This window comes from Buchnera aphidicola (Hyadaphis tataricae) (genome assembly GCF_005081445.1).
Taxonomy (GTDB): Bacteria; Pseudomonadota; Gammaproteobacteria; order Enterobacterales; family Enterobacteriaceae; genus Buchnera; species Buchnera aphidicola_AE.
Window position 1 is genome coordinate 118,382 of record NZ_CP034873.1, and the last position, 21,511, is coordinate 139,892.

Annotated in this window: 21 protein-coding genes; 19 read left to right on the plus strand and 2 right to left on the minus strand. The window is 26.3% G+C overall.

What is annotated here, in order from left to right:
- Positions 1–17 precede the first annotated feature (17 nt).
- The 7 genes from D9V69_RS00565 (at position 18) to tyrS (ending at position 6,626) form a co-directional block, all read left to right on the plus strand.
- A complete protein-coding gene (locus tag D9V69_RS00565) occupies positions 18–1,052 on the plus strand; it encodes an RnfABCDGE type electron transport complex subunit D (RefSeq protein ID WP_158356404.1) in 1,035 nt (344 codons plus the stop codon).
- The gene (rsxG, locus tag D9V69_RS00570; RefSeq protein ID WP_158356405.1) at positions 1,042–1,686 is read left to right on the plus strand and encodes an electron transport complex subunit RsxG; all 645 of its coding nucleotides are present in this window, start codon (positions 1,042–1,044) and stop codon (positions 1,684–1,686) included. Before D9V69_RS00565 ends, rsxG begins: the two co-directional genes overlap by 11 nt.
- Positions 1,676–2,371: an electron transport complex subunit E gene (locus D9V69_RS00575; protein ID WP_158356406.1), complete on the plus strand. Its 696-nt coding sequence runs from the start codon at positions 1,676–1,678 to the stop codon at positions 2,369–2,371. Before rsxG ends, D9V69_RS00575 begins: the two co-directional genes overlap by 11 nt.
- Positions 2,368–3,000: an endonuclease III gene (gene nth / locus D9V69_RS00580; protein WP_158356407.1), complete on the plus strand. Its 633-nt coding sequence runs from the start codon at positions 2,368–2,370 to the stop codon at positions 2,998–3,000. The genes D9V69_RS00575 and nth overlap by 4 nt, the downstream gene beginning before the upstream one ends.
- 31 nt (positions 3,001–3,031) lie before the next feature.
- A complete protein-coding gene (locus D9V69_RS03105; protein WP_261979633.1) occupies positions 3,032–3,493 on the plus strand; it encodes a hypothetical protein in 462 nt (153 codons plus the stop codon).
- A 263-nt stretch (positions 3,494–3,756) separates the two neighbouring features.
- Positions 3,757–5,214, plus strand: a complete 1,458-nt coding sequence (gene priA / locus D9V69_RS00585; protein WP_261979634.1) for a primosomal protein N' — start codon at positions 3,757–3,759, stop codon at positions 5,212–5,214.
- A 143-nt stretch (positions 5,215–5,357) separates the two neighbouring features.
- Positions 5,358–6,626 (plus strand): tyrosine--tRNA ligase, encoded by a 1,269-nt coding sequence (gene tyrS, locus D9V69_RS00590; RefSeq protein ID WP_158356408.1) that lies wholly within the window; start codon positions 5,358–5,360, stop codon positions 6,624–6,626.
- Here tyrS and D9V69_RS00595 read toward each other — a convergent pair.
- Positions 6,589–7,026, minus strand: a complete 438-nt coding sequence (locus tag D9V69_RS00595; RefSeq protein WP_158356409.1) for an iron-sulfur cluster assembly accessory protein — start codon at positions 7,024–7,026, stop codon at positions 6,589–6,591. The genes tyrS and D9V69_RS00595 overlap by 38 nt on opposite strands.
- Positions 7,027–7,247: 221 nt before the next feature.
- Between D9V69_RS00595 and ydiK the strand changes: the two genes are divergently transcribed.
- The 12 genes from ydiK (at position 7,248) to yajC (ending at position 19,401) form a co-directional block, all read left to right on the plus strand.
- On the plus strand, positions 7,248–8,330 hold the full coding sequence (gene ydiK, locus D9V69_RS00600) for an AI-2E family transporter YdiK (RefSeq protein ID WP_158356410.1): 1,083 nt from the start codon (positions 7,248–7,250) through the stop codon (positions 8,328–8,330).
- 238 nt (positions 8,331–8,568) lie between these two features.
- Positions 8,569–9,615 (plus strand): 3-deoxy-7-phosphoheptulonate synthase, encoded by a 1,047-nt coding sequence (locus tag D9V69_RS00605; RefSeq protein WP_158356411.1) that lies wholly within the window; start codon positions 8,569–8,571, stop codon positions 9,613–9,615.
- A 132-nt stretch (positions 9,616–9,747) separates the two neighbouring features.
- Positions 9,748–11,676, plus strand: coding sequence for a threonine--tRNA ligase (thrS, locus tag D9V69_RS00610; RefSeq protein ID WP_158356412.1), 1,929 nt, complete (start codon positions 9,748–9,750; stop codon positions 11,674–11,676).
- A gap of 3 nt (positions 11,677–11,679) precedes the next feature.
- Entirely contained in the window at positions 11,680–12,219 is a 540-nt protein-coding gene (gene infC / locus D9V69_RS00615) for a translation initiation factor IF-3 (RefSeq protein ID WP_158356413.1), read from the plus strand.
- Between the two features lie 86 nt (positions 12,220–12,305).
- Positions 12,306–12,503 carry a 50S ribosomal protein L35 gene (gene rpmI, locus D9V69_RS00620; RefSeq protein ID WP_158356414.1) on the plus strand — a complete coding sequence of 66 codons (198 nt, stop codon included), beginning with the start codon at positions 12,306–12,308 and terminating at the stop codon, positions 12,501–12,503.
- 43 nt (positions 12,504–12,546) lie between these two features.
- Positions 12,547–12,903, plus strand: coding sequence for a 50S ribosomal protein L20 (rplT, locus tag D9V69_RS00625; protein WP_158356415.1), 357 nt, complete (start codon positions 12,547–12,549; stop codon positions 12,901–12,903).
- A gap of 186 nt (positions 12,904–13,089) precedes the next feature.
- A complete protein-coding gene (gene pheS, locus D9V69_RS00630) occupies positions 13,090–14,076 on the plus strand; it encodes a phenylalanine--tRNA ligase subunit alpha (protein ID WP_158356416.1) in 987 nt (328 codons plus the stop codon).
- A gap of 13 nt (positions 14,077–14,089) precedes the next feature.
- A complete protein-coding gene (pheT, locus tag D9V69_RS00635) occupies positions 14,090–16,492 on the plus strand; it encodes a phenylalanine--tRNA ligase subunit beta (RefSeq protein ID WP_158356417.1) in 2,403 nt (800 codons plus the stop codon).
- A gap of 4 nt (positions 16,493–16,496) precedes the next feature.
- Positions 16,497–16,796: an integration host factor subunit alpha gene (locus tag D9V69_RS00640; RefSeq protein ID WP_158356418.1), complete on the plus strand. Its 300-nt coding sequence runs from the start codon at positions 16,497–16,499 to the stop codon at positions 16,794–16,796.
- A gap of 41 nt (positions 16,797–16,837) precedes the next feature.
- Complete coding sequence (gene queA / locus D9V69_RS00645) at positions 16,838–17,911, plus strand: tRNA preQ1(34) S-adenosylmethionine ribosyltransferase-isomerase QueA (protein ID WP_158356419.1); 1,074 nt, start codon at positions 16,838–16,840, stop codon at positions 17,909–17,911.
- A 28-nt stretch (positions 17,912–17,939) separates the two neighbouring features.
- Positions 17,940–19,046: a tRNA guanosine(34) transglycosylase Tgt gene (tgt, locus tag D9V69_RS00650; RefSeq protein WP_158356420.1), complete on the plus strand. Its 1,107-nt coding sequence runs from the start codon at positions 17,940–17,942 to the stop codon at positions 19,044–19,046.
- A gap of 22 nt (positions 19,047–19,068) precedes the next feature.
- Positions 19,069–19,401: a preprotein translocase subunit YajC gene (gene yajC / locus D9V69_RS00655; RefSeq protein WP_158356421.1), complete on the plus strand. Its 333-nt coding sequence runs from the start codon at positions 19,069–19,071 to the stop codon at positions 19,399–19,401.
- 32 nt (positions 19,402–19,433) lie between these two features.
- Here the strand turns inward: yajC and glyS are convergent, their stop codons facing one another.
- Positions 19,434–21,506, minus strand: a complete 2,073-nt coding sequence (glyS, locus tag D9V69_RS00660) for a glycine--tRNA ligase subunit beta (RefSeq protein ID WP_158356422.1) — start codon at positions 21,504–21,506, stop codon at positions 19,434–19,436.
- Positions 21,507–21,511 lie beyond the last annotated feature (5 nt).

The window sequence follows — 21,511 nt, forward strand, 5'->3', positions numbered from 1 at the left end:
TAGAAATATACAAAAAAATGAATTTTTTTTATATAAAGAACATGTATAGTGTCAGAAAAATAATGTTTTTAGTTATACTGGCTTGCGTGCCAGCTATTTTATTAAAATGTTATTTTTTCGGTTTTAGAACTTTAATACAAATTTTTTTATCTGTAATACTATCTTTATCTATAGAATTTGTATTATTAAAAATACGAAAAAAAAGAGTAAAAGATTATTTGCAAGATAATTCAATTATTTTAACCGCTGTTTTATTTAGTATGAGTCTTCCACCTCTATTTCCTTATTGGATGATGATCATTGGTATTTTTTTTTCGGTTGTTATTGCTAAGCATTTATACGGTGGTATTGGTCATAATATATTTAATCCAGCAATGCTTGGATATACAGTGTTATTGATATCTTTTCCAATCAATATGAATAATTGGAACTATAGTAATACCGATCTTTTTTCCTTAAAAAATATTCAACAATCTTTTAATAATATTGTATTTGGCAAAAAAACATACTTGATAAATCAAATTTATTTAGAATCTGATTGTAATTTTTTTACTGAAGCTACAACATTAAGTCATTTTAAGACAGAACATTACAAAAAAAATACTGATGTTCCAGAAAAAATATCATTGGCATCATTTCATATAGAAAAAAGTTGGTTATATATCAATATTAGTTGCTTGTTAAGTGGATTTTTTTTAATTTTTAAAAAAATTATTTGCTGGCGTATTCCAGTAACATTGTTAACTTCTCTAGGATTTTTGTCCTTCATATCTTCTTATTATTCAAAAGAATTATTTTTATCTCCATTTTTTCATATTTTTTCTGGTGGTACGATGCTCGGTGCTTTTTTCATCGCTACAGATCCCGTTACTACTTCTTGCACAAATCTTGGAAAAATAATTTTCGGTTGCATAATAGGAATTTTAACGTGGATAATTCGAAATTATAGTGATTATCCAGACGGTATCGCATTTTCAATTTTGTTTGCAAATATGCTCGTTCCGATAATAGACTATTATGTGAATAAATCTGGATATGGTCATGAAAATTAATGATACAACTTATAAAATCTTAAAAAATTCTATTTTGCTTTGTTCTTTTTCTATGTTTTCTATTGCTATTATTGTCTTTATTAATGATCTCACCCAAATTAAAATAGTTCATCAAAAAGAAAAAGAAAAACAACTACTATTAGAACAAGTGATACCTTCATACGTCCTAAGAAATTTTAAAAAAAGGTTATATTTTATACAAAACCAATTTTTAGGTGATGATCATAAGCATCATTTATGGGTATTACTTGACTCTAATCAGAAGGCGCAAGCAGCAATTATTGAAACAACAGCTCCTGATGGTTATTGCGGTGTTATTAAGATGCTAGTAGCTGCTTATTTTAATGGAAAAATTATTGGTGTAAGAGTATTATCGCATCAAGAAACTCCAGGAATCGGAGATAAAATAGAGATTTCTATTTCTAATTGGATTACTAAGTTCTCTAATATGTATGTTTCTTCTTTAAAAGATAAAAATTTTGTATTAAAAAAATATGGCGGTTCAATTGAACAATTTACAGGAGCTACTATCACTCCACAAGCAGTAACTAACTCTGTAAAAAGAACTGTTGTTCTAATTAAGAAAATTCCGTTTCTGTTAAAATATTTACAAAAAAGAAGTCATGAAAATTAAAAAATTCTTACATAATAGATTATGGAAAAACAATGCTTCTGTTGTTCAATTATTAGGATTATGTCCAGTTTTAGCTATGACAACTAATGCTGTTAATGCCATAGGATTAGGAATAACAACAACGTTTGTGTTAATTGTTACCAACACTATCATTTCTCTGTTTAAAAGAGTTATACCTAAAGAAATAAGAATTCCTATTTATATGCTTCTTGTTTCATCTATTGTCACATCTATAGAGATGTTCATCCATGCTTATCAATTTAATTTATATCGATCTTTGGGTGTCTTTATTCCGCTGATTGTCACAAATTGTATTGTTGTAGGGAGAGCAGATTTTATTGCGTATAAAAATTCTATATTTCTATCTTTTTTCGATGGTTTATTTATAGGATTAGGCATCACTCTTTCTATGTTTATAATCAGTTTAATACGGGAAATATTAGGACATGGAACATTATTTTTTGGTTTGCATAAAATTATTCCATACATAGATCACTCTTTTTTTATCAAGATTTTAGAAAAAGATTTCACAATGTTATTATTTGCTTTACCGCCTGGAGGGTTTTTTGTATTAGGTTTTTTAATTGCTTTCAAAAATTTTATAGATACAAATAATAAAAACAAAGTTATTTCGTGTCAGGTTTTATGTTCTTGTTTAAAAAAGAATATCAAAATTAGAAAATGAATACAGAAAAACGTTTACAAATTTTATCAATTTTTTCAAAAAACAACGCTCATCCTAAAACAGAATTAATTTTTTCTTCACATTTTGAGTTATTGCTTGCTGTTATTTTATCTGCTCAATCTACTGATAGAATCGTTAATAAAATTACAAAAAAATTGTTTAAAATAGCAAATACTCCTAAAGATATTTTGTCATTAGGCATCGATAGTCTTAAAAATTGCATAAAAAAAATTGGGTTATATAATATTAAAGCGTTAAATATTTTTAAAACTGCCTTATTATTAGAAAAAAAATATAATGGGGTGATTCCTAATTCTCGTGAAAAATTAGAATCTTTTCCTGGAGTAGGAAGAAAGACAGCAAATATTTTGTTGAATATATTATTTAAGAAAAATACTATTGCTGTTGATAGACATGTTTTTAGAGTATCTAATCGCACTAATTTTGCTCGAGGTAAAAATGTAAATCAAGTGGAAAAAAAATTGAATAAAGTCGTCCCTACTATTTTTAAACGCAACGTGCATAATTGGTTTGTTTTACATGGTAGATACATTTGTACCGCACGTCATTTTAAATGTAACGATTGTATAATACGTCATTTTTGCGAATTTGAAGCAAAAGTATTTTGATATATTTTTAAATTGATTTATAGGTGTAACAGTGATTATTGTCAAAGTAGCATTACCTGTTCCAATTAGACAATCTTTTGAGTACATTATGTCAGAGACAATAAAACCTATTTTGGGAGGTAGAGTAGTTGTCCCATTTCGTTCTAAAGATATTATCGGGATCGTTATTTCCTTTGATCAAAAAGATAATATCAATAACAAAAAATTAAAGCTTGTTAAAGAAATTCTTGATACTAAATCTATTTATACACGTGTTTTATTAGATTTATTAATGTGGATAAACAAAAATTATCACTGTCCTATCGGGATTATTTTTTTTGCTCATTTACCAAAAATATTAAAAAATGGTTTTGTTGTAAAAGATGATTTAATTTATAAATGGACTATCACAGAGCAAGGAAAGCACACAGAGATAGATGATATAAAAAAGAAAACACAACACATTAATGCGTTAATAATATTAAAAAAAAAAGTATTTTTAGTTTTGAATTAAAAAAATATCAATTATCTAAGTTAGTTTTAAAAAAATTAGTAGTGCAAAAATTCTGTACAGTAGAAATTTTTTCGAAATCAGATTTGCAATTATATTCTTTTTTTAAGGTTAAAAAAAAGATTTTTTTAAATGATAAACATTTAATTTTTATAAAAAAAATATTGAAAAAAAAATTTTTTTCATCTTATTTATTATCTAAAATCAGTTTATATGAAAAAATTAAATTTTATTTTGGTTTGATCCAATGTCTATTGTATAAAAAAATGCAAATATTAATTGTAGTTCCGAACGTTAAAAACATCAATATCATTGTCGTTTTTTTAAAAAAGTTTTTCGATGTTATTATTGATGTATTTCATGTAAAATTAACTCATCATCAATGTTTAAAAACATGGATTAAAATTAAAAATGGTAATAATTCTATTATCATTGGAACAAAAAATAGTATTTTTTTGCCTTTTTGTAAATTAGGTGTCATTATCATTCTTGAAGAACATAGTTTAAAATATAAAAATACTGAAGAATGTCGATATAACTATAGAGATATAGGAATATTAAGAGCATATAGAGAAAATATACCTATTATTTTAGATTCCGACACCCCCTCTTTAAAAACTTTATGCAATGTGTTTTATAAAAAATGCTTGTCTATACATTTCGATGACAATAATGATATACAAACAGTTAATAATGATATTATTGATTTAAAACAAGAAAAAATAAGATGTGGATTGTCTTTAACTTTAATTAATAAAATAAATAATGATTATAAAAATACACAAACATTATTGATTTTTAACAAAAAAACCTTGTTTTTCTTTATATTGAAATGTGATATGTGTGGATTAATATTTAAATGTAATCATTGTAATGTATATTTTGAATTTAATAAATATGATGACACTTTATTTTGTAGATTTTGCTTTATTAAAATTAAAAAACCTTTTTGCTGTCAAAATTGTGGCTGTTTTTTGTTAATTTCTACTACTATCACTATAGAAGATAATGAAAATATCATAAAAAATTTATTCCCCGAAATACCAGTTTTTTTCTTTTATAACAAAAAATTTATTGAAAAAAATTTTTTTGATAAATTATCCCATGAATTTTCTTTTTCCATACCATGTGTTATATTTATCACTGAAGAGATTGTTGAAAACTATTTTTTTCCTCATGTGCATTTGATAGGTTTAATCACAGTCGATCATTATTTTTTTTCTTTCCAATTTCGAAAAATAGAATATTTTGCACAATTTTATTTTAATTTGATTAAATTAACAAAACACAAAAAAAAATCTCTGAAAATTCTGCTGCAAACATCTTATTTAAATAAAACAAATTTGAATATATTATGTAATAATACGTATTATATTTTTGCTCATAAAACTTTAAAGTTAAGAAAAACATTGTTTTTGCCTCCTTGGAGTTGTCAGATTATAATTTACTCAAAGCATCTTAATGACGAGAAAAATATTTTATTTTTGACATTATTTCGTCAAATTTTAATAAGACGATCGAAATATTGCAATCTTGCTATATGGCTATTAGGTCCTCATCCTGTTTTACTAATAAATTACTCGAAAAAGAAATGCTATCAGTTATTAATTCAGTCTGTATCTTGTATAGAACTAAACCGTTTGTTAAAAGAATGTATAGAAGTGATAAATTTATTTTCTATTTCTAAAAAAATAAGATGGTTTATAGATATTGAACCGAATTAAATTGACAAAAACTTTTTCCGTTTTACCGATTGAAGTTCTCATTGATTTAGCTTAATATATTTAATTTAAAAAAATACAAATATGATTAATTTTTGAAAAAAATAACTATCAATTAACATTTATTTTTAAGAAAGAGGTTTTTAATGAGTGAAGTTAATTTAATTACAACGTTACAGAATAGAGGTTTAATATTTCATGTTGCGCACGAAAACAATTTAAAAACACTCATTAAAAATAATTCTGTTTCTCTTTATTGTGGTTTTGATCCTACAGAAGAAAGTTTACACATAGGTCATCTTTTACCATTAATTACCTTAAAAAGATTTCAAATTTCAGGTCATCATCCTATTGTTTTAATTGGAGGAGCAACGAGCTTAATTGGAGATCCTAGTTTTAAACATCAAGAAAGAGAGATGCATGGTCATGATAATATTGACTGTTGGACTGAAAAAATCAGTAAACAAGTCAGTTATTTTTTAGATTGTCATAGTAATAACAAAAAAGCTTTATTATTAAATAATAATCAATGGTTTAGTAAGATGAATATTATTTCATTCTTGCGTGATATTGGAAAATATTTTTCTATCAACACAATGATTAATAAATCTGCAGTAAAAACACGCATTTCAAGACCAGATCAGGGCATTTCATTTACAGAATTTTCTTATAATTTACTACAAGCATATGATTTTTTTATTTTACATAAAGAACATAATGTTTCGCTTCAAATTGGAGGAGCAGATCAATGGGGAAATATTTCTTCAGGAATGCATTTAATCCATCGAAAAACTAAGCAAGAAGTATATGGTTTAACTATGCCACTTTTAACGCAGTCTAATGGAATTAAATTTGGCAAAACAGAATTAGGAACAATTTGGTTAGATTCTAAAAAAACTAGTCCTTATAAATTTTATCAATTCTGGATGAATATAGAAGATTCTAGTGTATATCGATTTTTGAGATTGTTTACTTTTATAAATTTATCAGAAATCAACAAGAGAGAAGAAGAAAAATACATTAATAATGGTATTATTAATGATAAGATTTTTCTTGCGAGAACAATGACTCGTTTTGTGCATGGAGAAAAAAAGCTATTAGCTGCAGAAAGAATTACAGAATTTCTTTTTTTTAAAAATATCTCTCATATTAGAGAGAGCGATTTACAACAATTACAACAAGATGGTATTCCTTCAGTTCAAATAAAAACAATAATAGATTTACAAGAGGCTTTAGTATTATCTTCTTTAGCTACTTCTCGCACTCAAGCTAAAACAATGATTTCTGCTAATTCTATTTCTATCAATGGTATAAAAGTAAATAAAAATTGTTTATTGAAGAATCAAGAAAAATTATTTGGTAAATTTACTTTATTATCTAGAGGTAAAAAAAATCATTGTCTGCTATGTTGGTGATATCATTGTTATCAATTGCAAAACTGTCTCCACAACCACAAAAATTTTTTAATTTAGGATTATAAAATTTAAATATTTTATTGATATTGTTTTGTACAAAATCTATTTTAATTCCTGATAAAAATGGTATTTCTTCAGAAGAAATACAAATTACAATATTTTTATAAACAAACGTGTTCATCTTTTTTTTATATTTTTCTTGAAATTCTGCATGTGTTATTAGTGCCATATTATATCGAAACCCTGCACAACCAGATTTTTTTATACCTAATTTTATGCCTTTGTTATCAGGATTAGATTTTATTAAAAATAAGATTTGTTTTATAGCATCTTCAGTGATAGAGAAATCTTTCCATTTATTTTTATTAATTATATAATGATCAACGATTTTTTTTTTCATATTTTCTCTTCTTTAAAATATATTTATTTGAAATAAAACATAATTCTTAGTTACTTAAAATTGTATTTTGATATGGTGAAGAATATAATTTTTATTAATTATTTTTACACAATTTAATGTTATAATTGTTTTATATTGTACAACAATATCTTTTTTTATAAAACTCAACATATTCTTTTAAAAACTATTTATAGTATAAAATATTGAGGTGAAATAATTATATGCAAAATCCAAAAGAACATGTGGATTTGTCTCAGTCTATTTTATCACTAATATTTATTATTGCCATAAGTGTTCTTAGTTTTTTAGTACTTCATCCTTTTATATTAGGTTTTTCTTGGGCTAGTATGATTGTCATTTCAACTTGGCCAATTATGTTAAAAATAGAAAAATTTTTTCTAGGGCAACGTTTTTTTGCAGTAGCGATCATGATGACGTTTTTGTTAACCTTGTTTATTGTTCCAGTTTTTTTTATTGTTCAGAGTTTAATATTTACTAGTACACCTTTAATTCAATGGTGCGCTGCAAACACATTAGAACTGCCAAAATTATTATGGCTTCAAGATGTTCCTCTAATTGGTAAAAATATGTTTATCAGCTATCAAGAATTATTAGATGGTAACGGAGGTTCATTAATTCAAGAAATTAAACCATATTTAGGACATACAACAGCCTTTATTATTAACCAAGCGAAAAACTCTGGATTGTTTGTAATTCATTTATTACTTATGTTGCTATTTAGTGTCTTGTTGTACTGGAACGGTGAAAAAGTTAGTGCAATGACTCAACGTTTTGCACGACGTCTCAGCGCTCAAAATGGTGATGTTATTATTTCATTAGCAGTACAAGCAGTAAGATCTGTAGCACTGGGTATAGCAGTAACAGCTTTAGTTCAAGCTGTATTATCTGGTATAGGATTGCTGGTTTCTGGTGTGCCTTATTGGGCATTATTAATGATAATTATTTTCTTTTCTTGTTTAATACAGATAGGACCATTGCCGATTTTAATACCATCTATTTCCTGGCTTTATTGGACTGATAATAATACTTGGGGTACAATATTATTAGTTTGGAGTAGCGTAGTGTTTATACTTGATCACATACTTAGACCATTTTTAATAAGTATGGGCGCTAATTTACCTATTTTATTGATTTTATCTGGAGTGATTGGTGGTTTATTAACCTTTGGAATGATTGGTTTATTTTTTGGTCCTGTGGTATTGGTGATATTTTATCGTTTAACGATGTCATGGATGTATGGTACCGATATTGCATCTTTTTTAGAAGATAGATCCTTAAAGTAATATATTTATAAATGTATAATAAACGGATGAGCAAAACATATATTTAAATATAAGTATAAAATGTGATAATATAAATAAAATAATTTAATTAATTCTAAAAATGATTAAATATAAAATTAATAGTATTACATTACATGTATTGAAAAAATATTAAAACATATATTCATTACTATTTATTTTTTTTGATTATTATCACATCTTGTTTTTCTTTTTAGAAAAAATTCATTTAGAGAAAAAAATGAAAAAAACAGATGAACTACGTACAATACGAATTGATCCATTGGTGACTCCATCTGAATTAGCTAGAAAGTATTCTATCACTTCAGAAATTATGGACAACGTGATCACGACAAGACAAAATATTGCTCGCATTATGACAGGACAAGATTTGCGCTTGTTAGTAGTCATAGGTCCATGTTCAGTGCATGACCCTATTGCTGCCGTGGAATATGCTCACCGATTATGTGAATTACGCGTAAAATACAAAGATCGTCTTGAAATTATAATGCGCACATATTTTGAAAAACCAAGAACTGTTGTTGGATGGAAAGGATTGATTTCAGATCCAGATTTAAACGGTAGTTTTCGAGTGAATCATGGACTAGCTGTAGCGCGTAAATTATTATTAGATATTAACGCTTTAGGTTTACCTGCTGCAACAGAATTTTTAGATATGGTAATAGGACAGTTTATTGCAGATTTGATAAGTTGGGGTGCTATTGGAGCTAGAACCACAGAAAGTCAAATTCATAGAGAAATGGCATCTGCACTTTCTTGCCCAGTAGGTTTTAAAAATGGTACAGATGGCAATATACGAATTGCTGTTGATGCCATTCGTGCAGCAAGCGTTCGACATTTATTTTTAGCGCCTAATAAAGATGGTCAGATGACAATAAATCATACTAGTGGAAATCCATACGGTCATATTATTATGCGAGGTGGTCGCTCTCCTAATTATCATGCTAGTGATGTCAATGCAGCAGTAAGTTATTTACGTAAGTTTAATTTGTCAGAACATTTGATGATTGATTTTAGTCATGGAAACTGTTTAAAAGAACATATGCGTCAAAAAAATGTAGCTAATTCTGTTTCGAATCAAATTTCTAATGGTTCTAAAGCTATATTTGGAGTGATGATAGAAAGTTTTTTAGAAGAAGGTTTTCAAAAAGTAATAGCGAATCAACCGTTAATATATGGAAAATCTATTACTGATGCTTGTTTAAATTGGAAAGATAGTATGTCGATTATTGAACAATTAGCTGATGCTGTAGATTCTCGTTTTTAAATGTATGTGCTAGTCAATGATTTTTGACTAGCATACTGCTATAAAACATTTTTATAAAAATATATTATACAATAATCAATATACAACATATTTAATTGTTTATAAAAAAATATTTTCATTAAGGATTTTAGAATGCCTGTAATAAAATTTTGTGATGGCAGTCATCAGGTATATCAGCATTCAGTGTTATTAATAGATGTCATAAAAAATAAAAATCCTAGTATAATAAAAAAACTAGTAGCAATATCTGTTAACAATGCTTTTTTAAATTTGCATGCTGTGATAAAAGAAGACGCTTTTATAGAATTTATTACTATTTTAGATGATCAAGCATTAAATGCTATTCGTCGTTCTTGTTCACAAGTACTCGGTTATGCTATTAAAAAAATATGGCCATCTGCGAATATTTCTAAAAATAATATTTCAAAACATGGTTTTTATTGTGACATAGATTTAGATTACAAAATCACAGAAAAAGATTTATTATTATTAGAAGATACGATGCAAAACCTGGTACAAAAACATTATGATGTTATTAATAAATTTGTTTCTTATAATGAAGCTCTTGAAATATTTCAAAAAAATTTTGAAACATATAAAGTTTTTTTGATAACTCAAAGAAACGATAATAAAAAAGACGTTTCTTTGTATTATCATGAAAATTATGTAGATATTGATATTGGATTACAAGTATTAAATATAAAATATTGCAAGTATTTCAAGTTACAGAAAATTAGCGGTGTATATTGGTTAGGAAACCATCAAAATAAAATGTTGCAACGGATTTATGGCACAGCTTGGTCTAATAAGAAAGAATTAAATAAACATTTAGATTATTTAAACGAATTAGCAAAAAGAGATCATAGAAAAATAGGGAAATTTCTTGATATGTATCACATGCAAGAAGAATCTCCAGGTATGATTTTTTGGCATCATAACGGTTGGATTGTTTTCAATGAATTACAGAATTTTGTTCGAGAAAAATTAAAAATATACAAATATAAAGAAGTGAAAACTCCGTTATTGATAGACAAATCCATCTGGAAAATGAGTGGACATTGGGATAATTATAAAAACGCAATTTTTACTACATTGTCAGAACATCGCGAATATTGTATTAAACCAATGAACTGTCCAGGTCATGTTCAGATTTTTAATAGCAGACTAAAATCTTATCGAGATTTGCCCATTCGTATGGCTGAGTTTGGTAGTTGTCATCGTAATGAACCCTCGGGATCCTTACATGGACTTATGCGAGTGCGTAATTTTACTCAAGATGATGCTCATATATTTTGCACACAAGATCAAGTACGTACTGAAATTAATGATTGTATTAAAATGATATATGATTTATACAGTACTTTTAATTTTAAAAAGATATCTGTTAAACTTTCAACTCGTCCAAAAAAACGCATTGGGCAAGATTCTGTATGGGATCAATCAGAAAAAGATTTATCTGATATGTTAATAAAAAATCATTTATCATTTGAATATCAATTAGGCGAAGGCGCTTTTTATGGACCTAAAATAGAATTTATTTTGCAAGATTCATTAGGAAGAAGCTGGCAATGTGGTACGATTCAATTAGATTTTTATTTGCCCTTGCGTTTGAATTCATTCTATATAAATGAAAATAATGAACGTAATGTTCCAGTTATTATTCATCGAGCTATATTAGGTTCTTTAGAAAGATTTATTGGTATATTAGTTGAAGAATCTTCAGGTCATCTGCCGACATGGTTGTCACCAATACAAGTTGTAATAATTAGTATTTCAAGTGCGCACAAAAATTACGTAGAGAATTTAAAAACATTGTTTTCTAATATTAATATTCGTACAGAATCTGATTTAAGAAATGAAAAAATAGGATTTAAAATTCGTGAACACACATTACGTCGCATTCCTTATATATTAATTTGTGGGGAAAAAGAAACGAAACATAAAAAAATTTCTGTTCGTAAAAGAAATGGTTATAATTTTGGAATGATGGATGTTGATGTTTTTATTAAAAAGTTACAAAAAGAAATTTTTTCTCGTAACTTCTTTCAAATGGAGGAATAAAGTATTAAAGGTGGAAAACGAGTTCAATTAACACGTCCTCATCGAATTAACAATGAAATTCGCGCTCTTAAAATACGTCTTACAGGAGTTGAAGGCGATCAAATAGGAATAGTTAATTTGAGTGAGGCTTTAGAACAATCAGAAGTGTTAGGTTTGGATTTAGTAGAAATTAGTCCAAATGCTGAACCTCCGGTATGTCGTATTATGGATTATGGAAAATTTTTGTATGAAAAAAGTAAATCTTCTAAAGAACAAAAAAAGAAACAAAAAGTTATTCAAATAAAAGAAATAAAATTTCGACCTGGAACAGATAAAGGAGATTATCAAGTTAAATTACGTAATTTAATACGTTTTTTAGAAGATGGTGATAAAGTAAAAATTACCTTGAGATTTAGAGGCCGTGAAATGGCTCACCAAAAAATCGGAGTTGAGGTACTCAATCGAGTCAAACATGACTTAACTGAATTAGCCATGGTAGAGTCATTTCCATCTAAAATTGAAGGTCGCCAAATGATCATGATTTTAGCTCCAAAGAAAAAATAATATTTTATCTGATTTTTTGTAAAAAAATATAAAACTTTTATACATAATGTTTATGTTTTTTTTTAATAATTTAAATGAAACATTTTATGTCAAAAATTAAAACTTTAAAAAGTGCAGCTAAACGTTTTAAAATAACTGCATCTGGTAAATTTAAACGTAAACAAGCGAATTTGCGTCATATTTTAACAAAAAAAACAACCTCAAAAAAACGTCATTTTCGTCCTAAGATTTTAGTTTCTAAAGGAGATATAGGTAGAGTAAAATCTTTTTTACCATATGCGTAAATTCATTAAAAATCGTGAAGATTTTACGAATAGGAGAGCATAAATGGCTCGTGTAAAACGTGGTGTTATTGCTCATGCTCGTCACAAGAAAGTATTGAAACAAGCAAAGGGTTATTATGGTGCTCGTTCCCGTGTTTATAGAGTAGCATGCCAAGCGGTAATTAAAGCAGGTCAGTATGCTTATCGCGATCGACGTCAAAGAAAAAGGCAATTTCGTCAATTATGGATTTCTCGTATTAACGCTGCTGTTCGTCAAAGTAAAATGTCTTATAGCAAGTTTATCTTTGGTTTAAAAAAAGCCTCAATTCAAATTGATCGAAAAATATTGTCTGATCTTGCTATATTTGATTTGTATTCATTTAACGCATTGGTTAAAAAATCACAAGAAGCGTTTTTATAAATAACATAATTTCATATATTAAGAATCAAGGAATAAGACATCTTCTCTTTTAAACAACACATGTATCAATTCTCAATTTTTAATATTTTTAATTTTTTAAGAAATAAAAATAAAACAAGCTTCCTTTATGGAAGCTTTTTTAGTATATATAAAATATTAGAAAACTCATTATAATAAGTAATTAATATGTTTAATTTAAATGAATTTTTTCAAAATGTTGAAATAGATATAAACAACGCTAAAAAAATAGAAGATTTAGATCAAATTCGAATCAAATGTTTAGGTAAAAAGGGAATTTTAACAAATTACATAAAAGGTTTAAAAATCCTTTCTTTTGAAGAAAAACGAAAAAATAGTGTACTTGTTAATAAAATTAAAAAAAGTATTTTTCTAAAAATTAACAGAAAATATAAAACGCTTGAACAAATTATATTAAATCAACGTATTCAAAACGAATCTATTGATGTATCTCTTCCTGGACGTCGTATACAAAACGGTTTTGTACATCCCATAACACATACAATTAATGATATAAAAAACTTTTTTTTCAAAATAGGATTTCAATCGGTTAATAGTCTTGAAATAGAAGATGAATATCATAATTTTGATGCTTTAAACATTCCTAAAAACCATCCAGCTAGAGATACCCACGATACTTTCTGGTTTGATGATAATAGATTGTTAAGAACGCAAACTTCAAGTGTGCAGATTCGTGTTATGAAACAGAGAAAACCGCCTATTAGACTCATTTTTCCAGGGAAAGTGTATCGAAATGATTATGATCCTACACATACACCTATGTTTCATCAAATTGAAGGCTTAATAGTAGAAAAAAATATTAATTTTTCAAATTTAAAGTGGATTATATATTGTTTTTTAAATGATTTATTTAATAATACTGTATCTATTAAATTTCGTCCTTCATATTTTCCTTTCACTACACCTTCTGCAGAAGTAGATATCATTAGTCATAGTGGAAAAAAATTAGAAATATTAGGATGTGGCATGGTACATCCTGTTATTTTAAGTAATATGAAGATTGATTCTAAAAGATATGCAGCTTGTGCTTTTGGTATTGGCGTTGAAAGAATAACAATGTTACGTTATGGTATTACTGATATTCGATCTCTTTTTGAAAATGATATAAGATTTTTAAAACAATTTAAACAATAATTAGTGAGAAAAAATGAAATTTAGTGAACAATGGTTACGTGAATGGATAAAGATAAAAATTAAGAGTGATGTTTTATATGATCAAATTGCAAGTTGTGGAATAGAAGTAGAAGATGTTAACAAATTTGCGCCAATTTTTAACAACGTTTTTGTTGGTCAGATAATAAAATGTGTTCATCATACTTCTTCAAATAATTTAAAAGTAGTCACTGTAGACATAGGAAAAAAAATATTAAATATTGTATGTGGCGCAACCAATTGTCGTAATGGTATTAAAGTGGCTGTTGCTGTTATTGGTGCTGTTTTACCTAATAACATTGAAATTAAAAAAAAATTGTTTAAAGACATAATGTCTGAAGGAATGTTATGTTCGTTTTTTGAGTTAGGTCTATTTTACAGTAATCAAATTATTGAATTTTCTGAAAATGCGCCTATAGGTATCGATGTATATAATTACTTATCATTGCAAGATAATATCATAAAAACATCTACTACTTCTAATCGTCCAGATGGTTTGAGCATATTAGGATTATCACGTAATATATTAGCCTTAAATGATATAAAAATGCAGTCATTACAATCTCCTAATATTCCTGTACAAATTGATGATAAAATCAGTATCAATATTGCATTTAAAAAAAATTATATTAATTGTTTTGCGAGAATAATTCAAAACGTTAATATTCATATTGACACTCCTTTTTGGATTAAAAAACGATTATTTCTTTCTGATATTTCATTGCAAAATGTTATTAAAGATATTTTAAATTATGTGTTAATTGAACTTGGTCAACCTATAAATGTATTAAATGCCGATGCAATAGATGATGATGTTGTAGTACGATCAGCACACACAACAGATAGTATATTTTTGCCTAACCAAACTATAATTAATTTAAATAAAAAATATTTAGTATTTTCTAATAAAAAAAGAGTTTTATTTATTGCTGGAAATATTAATGCTAAAGATGTTGAAATACAAAACAATACAAAAAATATTTTTTTGATTTCTTCTTTAATTGATCAAGAAACAATTCGTTATATTTTAAAAGATATCAATATTACTCAAAGTCTCGATAATAATATATTGGAATATTATAATTGTGGTATTGATCCAACCGTTCAAGAATATGCTATTGAATATGCAACAGATCTGATTATTAAAGTATGCGGTGGTAAATCTGGTCCTATTACGACTTCTAATAATCAAAAGATCAGTAATCTATTATATGATAATAAAATACGATTGTATTATGATCATTTAAATTCTGTCATGGGTTTTTCAATAGATATAGAACTTGTTTCTAATATTTTATATAATCTTGATTATCAAGTACAGTTTCAAAAAAATTACTGGGATGTGATTCCGCCTAGTTGTAGATTTGACATATTAATTGCAGAAGACGTAATAGGTGATATACTAAGAATATATAAATATGATAGTGTTCCCTTGAATCCATTAACAGAATCATTACAAGAAATAAAAAAAGAAGAGAAAATTAATGTTCTTTTAGATAAATTTTATATCATATTAATTAATAAGGGGTATCAAGAAGTTATTAATTATGGATTTATTGATTCTAAAACACATGATATTATTTTTCCACATAAAAAAAAATTATTATTAGTTAACCCTGTTTCTAAAGATATGTCATGTATGCGAGTTTCTTTGTGGCCAGGTTTACTTAAAAACGTTTCTTATAATAAAAATCGTCAACAAAATCATATGCGCTTTTTTGAAAGTGGACTTTGTTTTTCAATTAATAAAGATAGTGATTTAGGCGTTACACAAGAAATGTTTTTGTCCGCAGTTATCAGTGGAAATTATGCTAAAGAAAACTGGTTTTCCAAAAATAGAAAAGTAGACTTTTACGATTTAAAAGGAGACTTAGAATCTATTTTAGAATCAGTGTATAATTTAGAGGCCATAGAATTTAGACCAACAATAATATGTGGATTGCATCCTAAACAAAGTGCTGCAATATATTATAAAAATAACATTATCGGTAATATTGGAGCAATACATCCTAGTTTAGAAAAAATTTTTAATGTACCGATCGCTACATTTTTATTTGAAATGTCATTGAATATTTTTGTAGATTCTAAAGAATTTAAAGTTCAAGAAATATCAAAATTTCCTACTATTCGTCGAGATCTTTCAATATCAATATCGAAAGATGTTCTTTTTTCAGATTTAATAAATGAATGTAAAAAATTTTTTTCTGACAGAACAGTGGAAATTAATCTTTTTGATATATATTCCGTTAAAGATACTTCTAGAAATGAAAAAAGTTTGAGTATTAGCTTTATTTTTCAAGATATAAAAAAAACTTTAGAAGAAAATGAAATTAATTCCATTATGAATGATTGTATAGGAGTATTAAATAAAAAGTTCAAAGTTATCCTAAGGACATAAATTTATGGTACTTACAAAAGCTGAAATTGCAGAAAATTTATTCGAGAAACTTCAATTAACTAAACGGGATTCAAAAAAATTTGTAGAGTTTTTTTTTGAAGAGATGAGGAATTGTTTAGAAAATGGAGAAAATGTTAAATTATCTGGTTTTGGAAATTTTGAATTAAAAAACAAAAAAGAACGTCCTGGAAGAAATCCTAAAACAGGACAGAATGTTTTGATTAAAGCTAGAAGAGTAGTTAGGTTTAAAGCGGGTCAAAAATTAAAAAAAGATATTCAAAGGCATTTAAAATATAAAAAATAACGTTCAATTTATATAAATATTGCGTACTGAAAAAATAAATTATGAAACTTGAAGATTTTTCTTTTAATCTACCAAAATCACTAATATCTTTTTATCCATATTATTTACGCAGTCATTGTCGCTTAATGATTGTCAATGGAGAAACAAGCAATATATCACATAAACGTTTTTTTAACATTATTGATGATATTCATTCTGGTGATTTAATTGTCTTAAACAATACTAAAGTCATTCCTGCTAGATGTATTGGATATAAAAAAAATGGAGTTCAGGTGGAATGTTTAGTTGAAAAGATAGTAAAACATGACAAAATGCTTGTCAGTTTTAAAAATTCAAAAAAAATTCAAATTGGTAGTCATCTTTTTTTTGGAAATAATCTTCAAATTAAAAGTTCTATTATTGCACAAAAAAACGATTTTTTTGAGATTTTATTTCAAGATAATAAACATTCAGCTAGTAATATTATTAATAATATTGGAACCGTTCCCTTGCCCCCATACATTAAAAGATGTGTAAATAAATCAGATGTAAAACTATATCAAACTGTATACAGCAAAAAAACAGGTTCCGTTGCTGCTCCTACTGCTGGTTTGCATTTTGATGTTCCATTGTTAGAACAACTGAATAAAAAAGGAATAGATATAGAATATTTAACGTTACATATAGGATCTGGAACCTTTAAGCCTATTAGAACAATTAATATTAAAGAACACATAATACATTCTGAAGTGGTTAGCATTTCTAGTTCATTAATTAAGAAGATTAAATCCTGTAAATTAAAGGGTGGTCGTGTGATTGCAGTGGGAACCAGTACACTGCGTGCTTTAGAAAGTGTATATCATTCTACTTCATGGAAAAACATTACAGATTTTAAAGGTGAGACTAAAATTTTTATATATCCTGGTTATCAACATAATATTGTTGATGCTCTAATTACTAATTTTCATTTTCCTAAATCGACTTTAATTATGTTAGTGGCCTCTTTTCTTGGTTATAAAAATACTATGCATGCTTATCATGAAGCTATAAAAAGAAAATATCGTTTTTTTAGTTACGGAGATGCAATGTATATTACATATAACAAAATGGCTCCGTATGAAGTTATTTCCTCATAGATTGAATCATATAACATTTGGAGAAATAATGCATTTTCAAATTTACCATCAAGATGAAAAAGCTCGATATGGAGCTTTTGTTGTTAATAAAAAAATAATAGAAACACCTGTTTTTATGCCAGTTGGTACTTATGGAACAGTAAAAAGTCTCAGTGTGGAAGACATTAAAAATACTGGTAGTGAAATTCTTTTAGCTAATGCATATCATTTATATTTTCGTCCTGGTTATAAAATTATCAAATCTCATGGGACGCTACATAATTTTATGAATTGGAATGGTCTAATTCTTACTGATTCTGGAGGATTTCAAGTTTTTAGTCTGTCTAAATTTTGCAAGGTAAATCAAACAGGTGTATGGATCAAAAATCATTTAAATGGACAAAAAATTTTTTTTACTCCGGAATTATCAATGAAAATTCAAACAGAATTAGGCTCTAATATTGTTATGATTTTTGATGAATGTATTGCATATACAGATGATTTCGAAAAAACAAAGGTATCGATGGAACGATCTTTATCTTGGGCTCAAAAAAGTCGACTTGCTTTTGATAAATATCAAAATAATAATTTATTATTCGGAATTATTCATGGAGGTATTTATCCGGATTTACGTTATATTTCTCTTCAAGAATTAATTAAAATGAATTTTGATGGATATGCATTGGGTGGATTAGCGGTTGGCGAATCAAAAAATGAACTATATAGATTATTAGATTATATTTGTCCGAAAATGCCAAAAAATAAACCTAGATACTTAATGGGAGTAGGTAAACCTGAAGATTTAGTTGAAGCAGTCAGTCGTGGTATAGATATGTTTGACTGTGTTATGCCTACTCGAAACGCTAGAAATGGACATTTATTCGTTAAAAATGGTATAGTAAAAATCAGAAATAAAAAATATAAAAATGATTTATCTACATTAGATAAATATTGCACTTGTTATACTTGCAAAAATTATACTCGATCTTATTTACATCATTTAGATACTTGTAATGAAATGTTAGGAGCACGTTTAAACACTATACATAATTTGCACTATTATCAAACTTTAATGTTTAATATTAGAAAATCAATCAAATTAAATAAATTTCGCCACTTCGTCGATGATTTTTATAAACACACATCATCGCTTTAAAAAATATTATTAGGGTATATAAATGGATAATTTTTTTCATAATATTAACATGTTATTTCTTCCATCTTCGAATAGTCATTCGTATTCGTTAATGTTTATGTTATTTATGTTTTTGTTAGTATTTTATTTTATGCTTTTTCGTCCTCAACAAAAAAAAGATAAACAACATAAACAACTAATAGATTCATTATTAAAAGGAGATGAAGTTATGACAACAAGTGGTTTATTAGGCAAAATACACAGAATTACAAAAACTGGATATGTTTTGCTGAAATTAAATGATAATACAGAAGTTTTTATAAAACGTGATTTTATAATGTCATCTTTACCTAAAGGTACTATAAAATCTTTATAATTTTTTTTATATAAGATACGTATTTTATATATTTAATATAAATAAGAAAAATTTGTTATTTTTGATAAAATTTTCATTAGTATATTTAGCAAAATTAATCTATTTTGTCTTATTTTTAGATTAGTGTGATACACTTTAATTTTTTCAAAAAATATATCTATAGGTTTTTCTAATATTTTGATTTGTAACAAAATTTCCTTGTATTTTTTTTCTAAAAATAAATTTAATGTATGAGAACTAAATTTTTTAATTTGATTAAATAGTATAATTTCTTCTTTTTCTTGTATTAATTTAATATTAATATTGCTTGAAATAATATAATTTTCTTTGTCTAAAATATTCGATATTCTTTTTATAGATAGCATGATTCTTGAAGCATTATTATCTTTAAAAAACAAAGATAAATCTTGTATTTTTTTGTGCATGTCTATTATGTTAGTCGATTTAGATGACAATACTGATTTTACTATTTTTTTTTCATATCCCTGTTCTTTATACCAATGAAACAATCTTATCATAAAAAAATCAATTATTTGGTTATATAAAATATTATTACGGCATTTTTTATGATGTAAGGCTAAGCTTTTTTTAATTAAATCTTTTAAATCTATCGGTATGTGTTGTTTTATAATAATACGAAGTATCCCGATGGATAAACGTCGTAACGCAAATGGATCTTTATTTGCGGTGGGAATATTTTTTATGAAAAACATTCCAGATATCGTATCAATTTTATCAGCGATAGATAATACAGATCCTATAATTGTTTTCGGTAATTCATCTTTTGAAAAAGATGGTAAATATTGTTCTTCTAAAGCTAATGCAACATCTTTTTTTTCTTGATCTTCTAATGCATAATGCATACCAACTATACCTTGTAGTTCTGGAAATTCATAAACCATGTCAGTAGCTAAATCGCATTTAGATAATAAAGTTGCTCTTGCTGCATGTTTTTTATCAAACTTAATATATTGAGATATCCATCTTATTATTATTTGTAGACGTATTGTTTTATTGTATAACGAACCTAAATTTTTTTGAAACACAATATTCTTTAAAGCAATAAGATAATTTACTAAATGTTTTTTTCTATCATTTTGTAAAAAAAAATTTGCGTCTGACAATCTTGCATTCATGACTTTTTCATATCCTGAAATAATAATTTTTTCAAATGATTGAGTATGAATATTAGAGATGAAAATAAAACAAGGTAAAAGATTATTTTTAGCATTATGTATCGAAAAACATTTTTGTTGTTTTTCTATAACATATATCAATATTTTTTTTGGTATACAAAGAAATGTTTTTTCAAAATTACCCAATAAAGCAGTAGGTGATTCCACTAAATCAGTTATTTCATTAATCAAACAATTATCATTGTTTATAAATCCATTGATTTTTTTTGATATAGTATGAATATTATTAATAATTGTTTTTTTTCTAAGATCATAATCTGCAATTATTTTGTTTTTTTGAAAAAGAATTAAAGGATATTCTTGAGAATAATTAATTTTTATTTTTTTTTCTTTATTACTAAGATGGTTTTGAAGTAATCGACAAGATTTAATATCAAATACCCTACCTTCAATTACTTTATCATCTAATAAGATGACTACATTTCGAATTGGTCTAACAAATGTTCTGTTTGTAATATTCCACCGCATAGATTTCAGTATGATAATTTCTTTTAGGGATTCTTCAATCATCTTAGGAAGCAAAATGTCAATTTTTTTTTGCTTCTGTTTTATTTGATGTACAAGCCATTCACCCTGTGTATTTTTTAAACGATGCGCTTGACATATATTGATACCCCAATGTTTTGCCCAACGATTAGCTGTTTCTGTCGGTATGCCGTGTTGATCATAGGCTTTTTTTAAGGATGGACCTTTTTTGTTGATTATTGATATTCTATCACTTGTATCAATTTCTAATACCTTTAACGCAATCCTTCTTGGAGTGAAAAAAGATTCAATTTTTTTGTATAAAATATTATAAAAATTTAGTTTTTTAATAAAATTATTATAAAAACTAAAAGATATTGTAGAAAGTGATTTGGCAGGAAGCTCTTCAGTACCAATTTCAATAAGTAATGTTTTCTTTGTCATCACGG

What these genes read in the sequence shown, in the direction of transcription:
- D9V69_RS00565 (WP_158356404.1), top strand. Translation starts at nt 18, where the DNA reads ATGAATTTTTTTTATATAAAGAACATGTATAGTGTCAGAAAAATAATG.
- rsxG (WP_158356405.1), top strand. Translation starts at nt 1,042, where the DNA reads ATGAAAATTAATGATACAACTTATAAAATCTTAAAAAATTCTATTTTG.
- D9V69_RS00575 (WP_158356406.1), top strand. Translation starts at nt 1,676, where the DNA reads ATGAAAATTAAAAAATTCTTACATAATAGATTATGGAAAAACAATGCT.
- nth (WP_158356407.1), top strand. Translation starts at nt 2,368, where the DNA reads ATGAATACAGAAAAACGTTTACAAATTTTATCAATTTTTTCAAAAAAC.
- priA (WP_261979634.1), top strand. Translation starts at nt 3,757, where the DNA reads ATGCAAATATTAATTGTAGTTCCGAACGTTAAAAACATCAATATCATT.
- tyrS (WP_158356408.1), top strand. Translation starts at nt 5,358, where the DNA reads ATGAGTGAAGTTAATTTAATTACAACGTTACAGAATAGAGGTTTAATA.
- D9V69_RS00595 (WP_158356409.1), bottom strand. Translation starts at nt 7,026, where the DNA reads ATGAAAAAAAAAATCGTTGATCATTATATAATTAATAAAAATAAATGG.
- ydiK (WP_158356410.1), top strand. Translation starts at nt 7,248, where the DNA reads ATGCAAAATCCAAAAGAACATGTGGATTTGTCTCAGTCTATTTTATCA.
- D9V69_RS00605 (WP_158356411.1), top strand. Translation starts at nt 8,569, where the DNA reads ATGAAAAAAACAGATGAACTACGTACAATACGAATTGATCCATTGGTG.
- thrS (WP_158356412.1), top strand. Translation starts at nt 9,748, where the DNA reads ATGCCTGTAATAAAATTTTGTGATGGCAGTCATCAGGTATATCAGCAT.
- rpmI (WP_158356414.1), top strand. Translation starts at nt 12,306, where the DNA reads ATGTCAAAAATTAAAACTTTAAAAAGTGCAGCTAAACGTTTTAAAATA.
- rplT (WP_158356415.1), top strand. Translation starts at nt 12,547, where the DNA reads ATGGCTCGTGTAAAACGTGGTGTTATTGCTCATGCTCGTCACAAGAAA.
- pheS (WP_158356416.1), top strand. Translation starts at nt 13,090, where the DNA reads ATGTTTAATTTAAATGAATTTTTTCAAAATGTTGAAATAGATATAAAC.
- pheT (WP_158356417.1), top strand. Translation starts at nt 14,090, where the DNA reads ATGAAATTTAGTGAACAATGGTTACGTGAATGGATAAAGATAAAAATT.
- D9V69_RS00640 (WP_158356418.1), top strand. Translation starts at nt 16,497, where the DNA reads ATGGTACTTACAAAAGCTGAAATTGCAGAAAATTTATTCGAGAAACTT.
- queA (WP_158356419.1), top strand. Translation starts at nt 16,838, where the DNA reads ATGAAACTTGAAGATTTTTCTTTTAATCTACCAAAATCACTAATATCT.
- tgt (WP_158356420.1), top strand. Translation starts at nt 17,940, where the DNA reads ATGCATTTTCAAATTTACCATCAAGATGAAAAAGCTCGATATGGAGCT.
- yajC (WP_158356421.1), top strand. Translation starts at nt 19,069, where the DNA reads ATGGATAATTTTTTTCATAATATTAACATGTTATTTCTTCCATCTTCG.
- glyS (WP_158356422.1), bottom strand. Translation starts at nt 21,506, where the DNA reads ATGACAAAGAAAACATTACTTATTGAAATTGGTACTGAAGAGCTTCCT.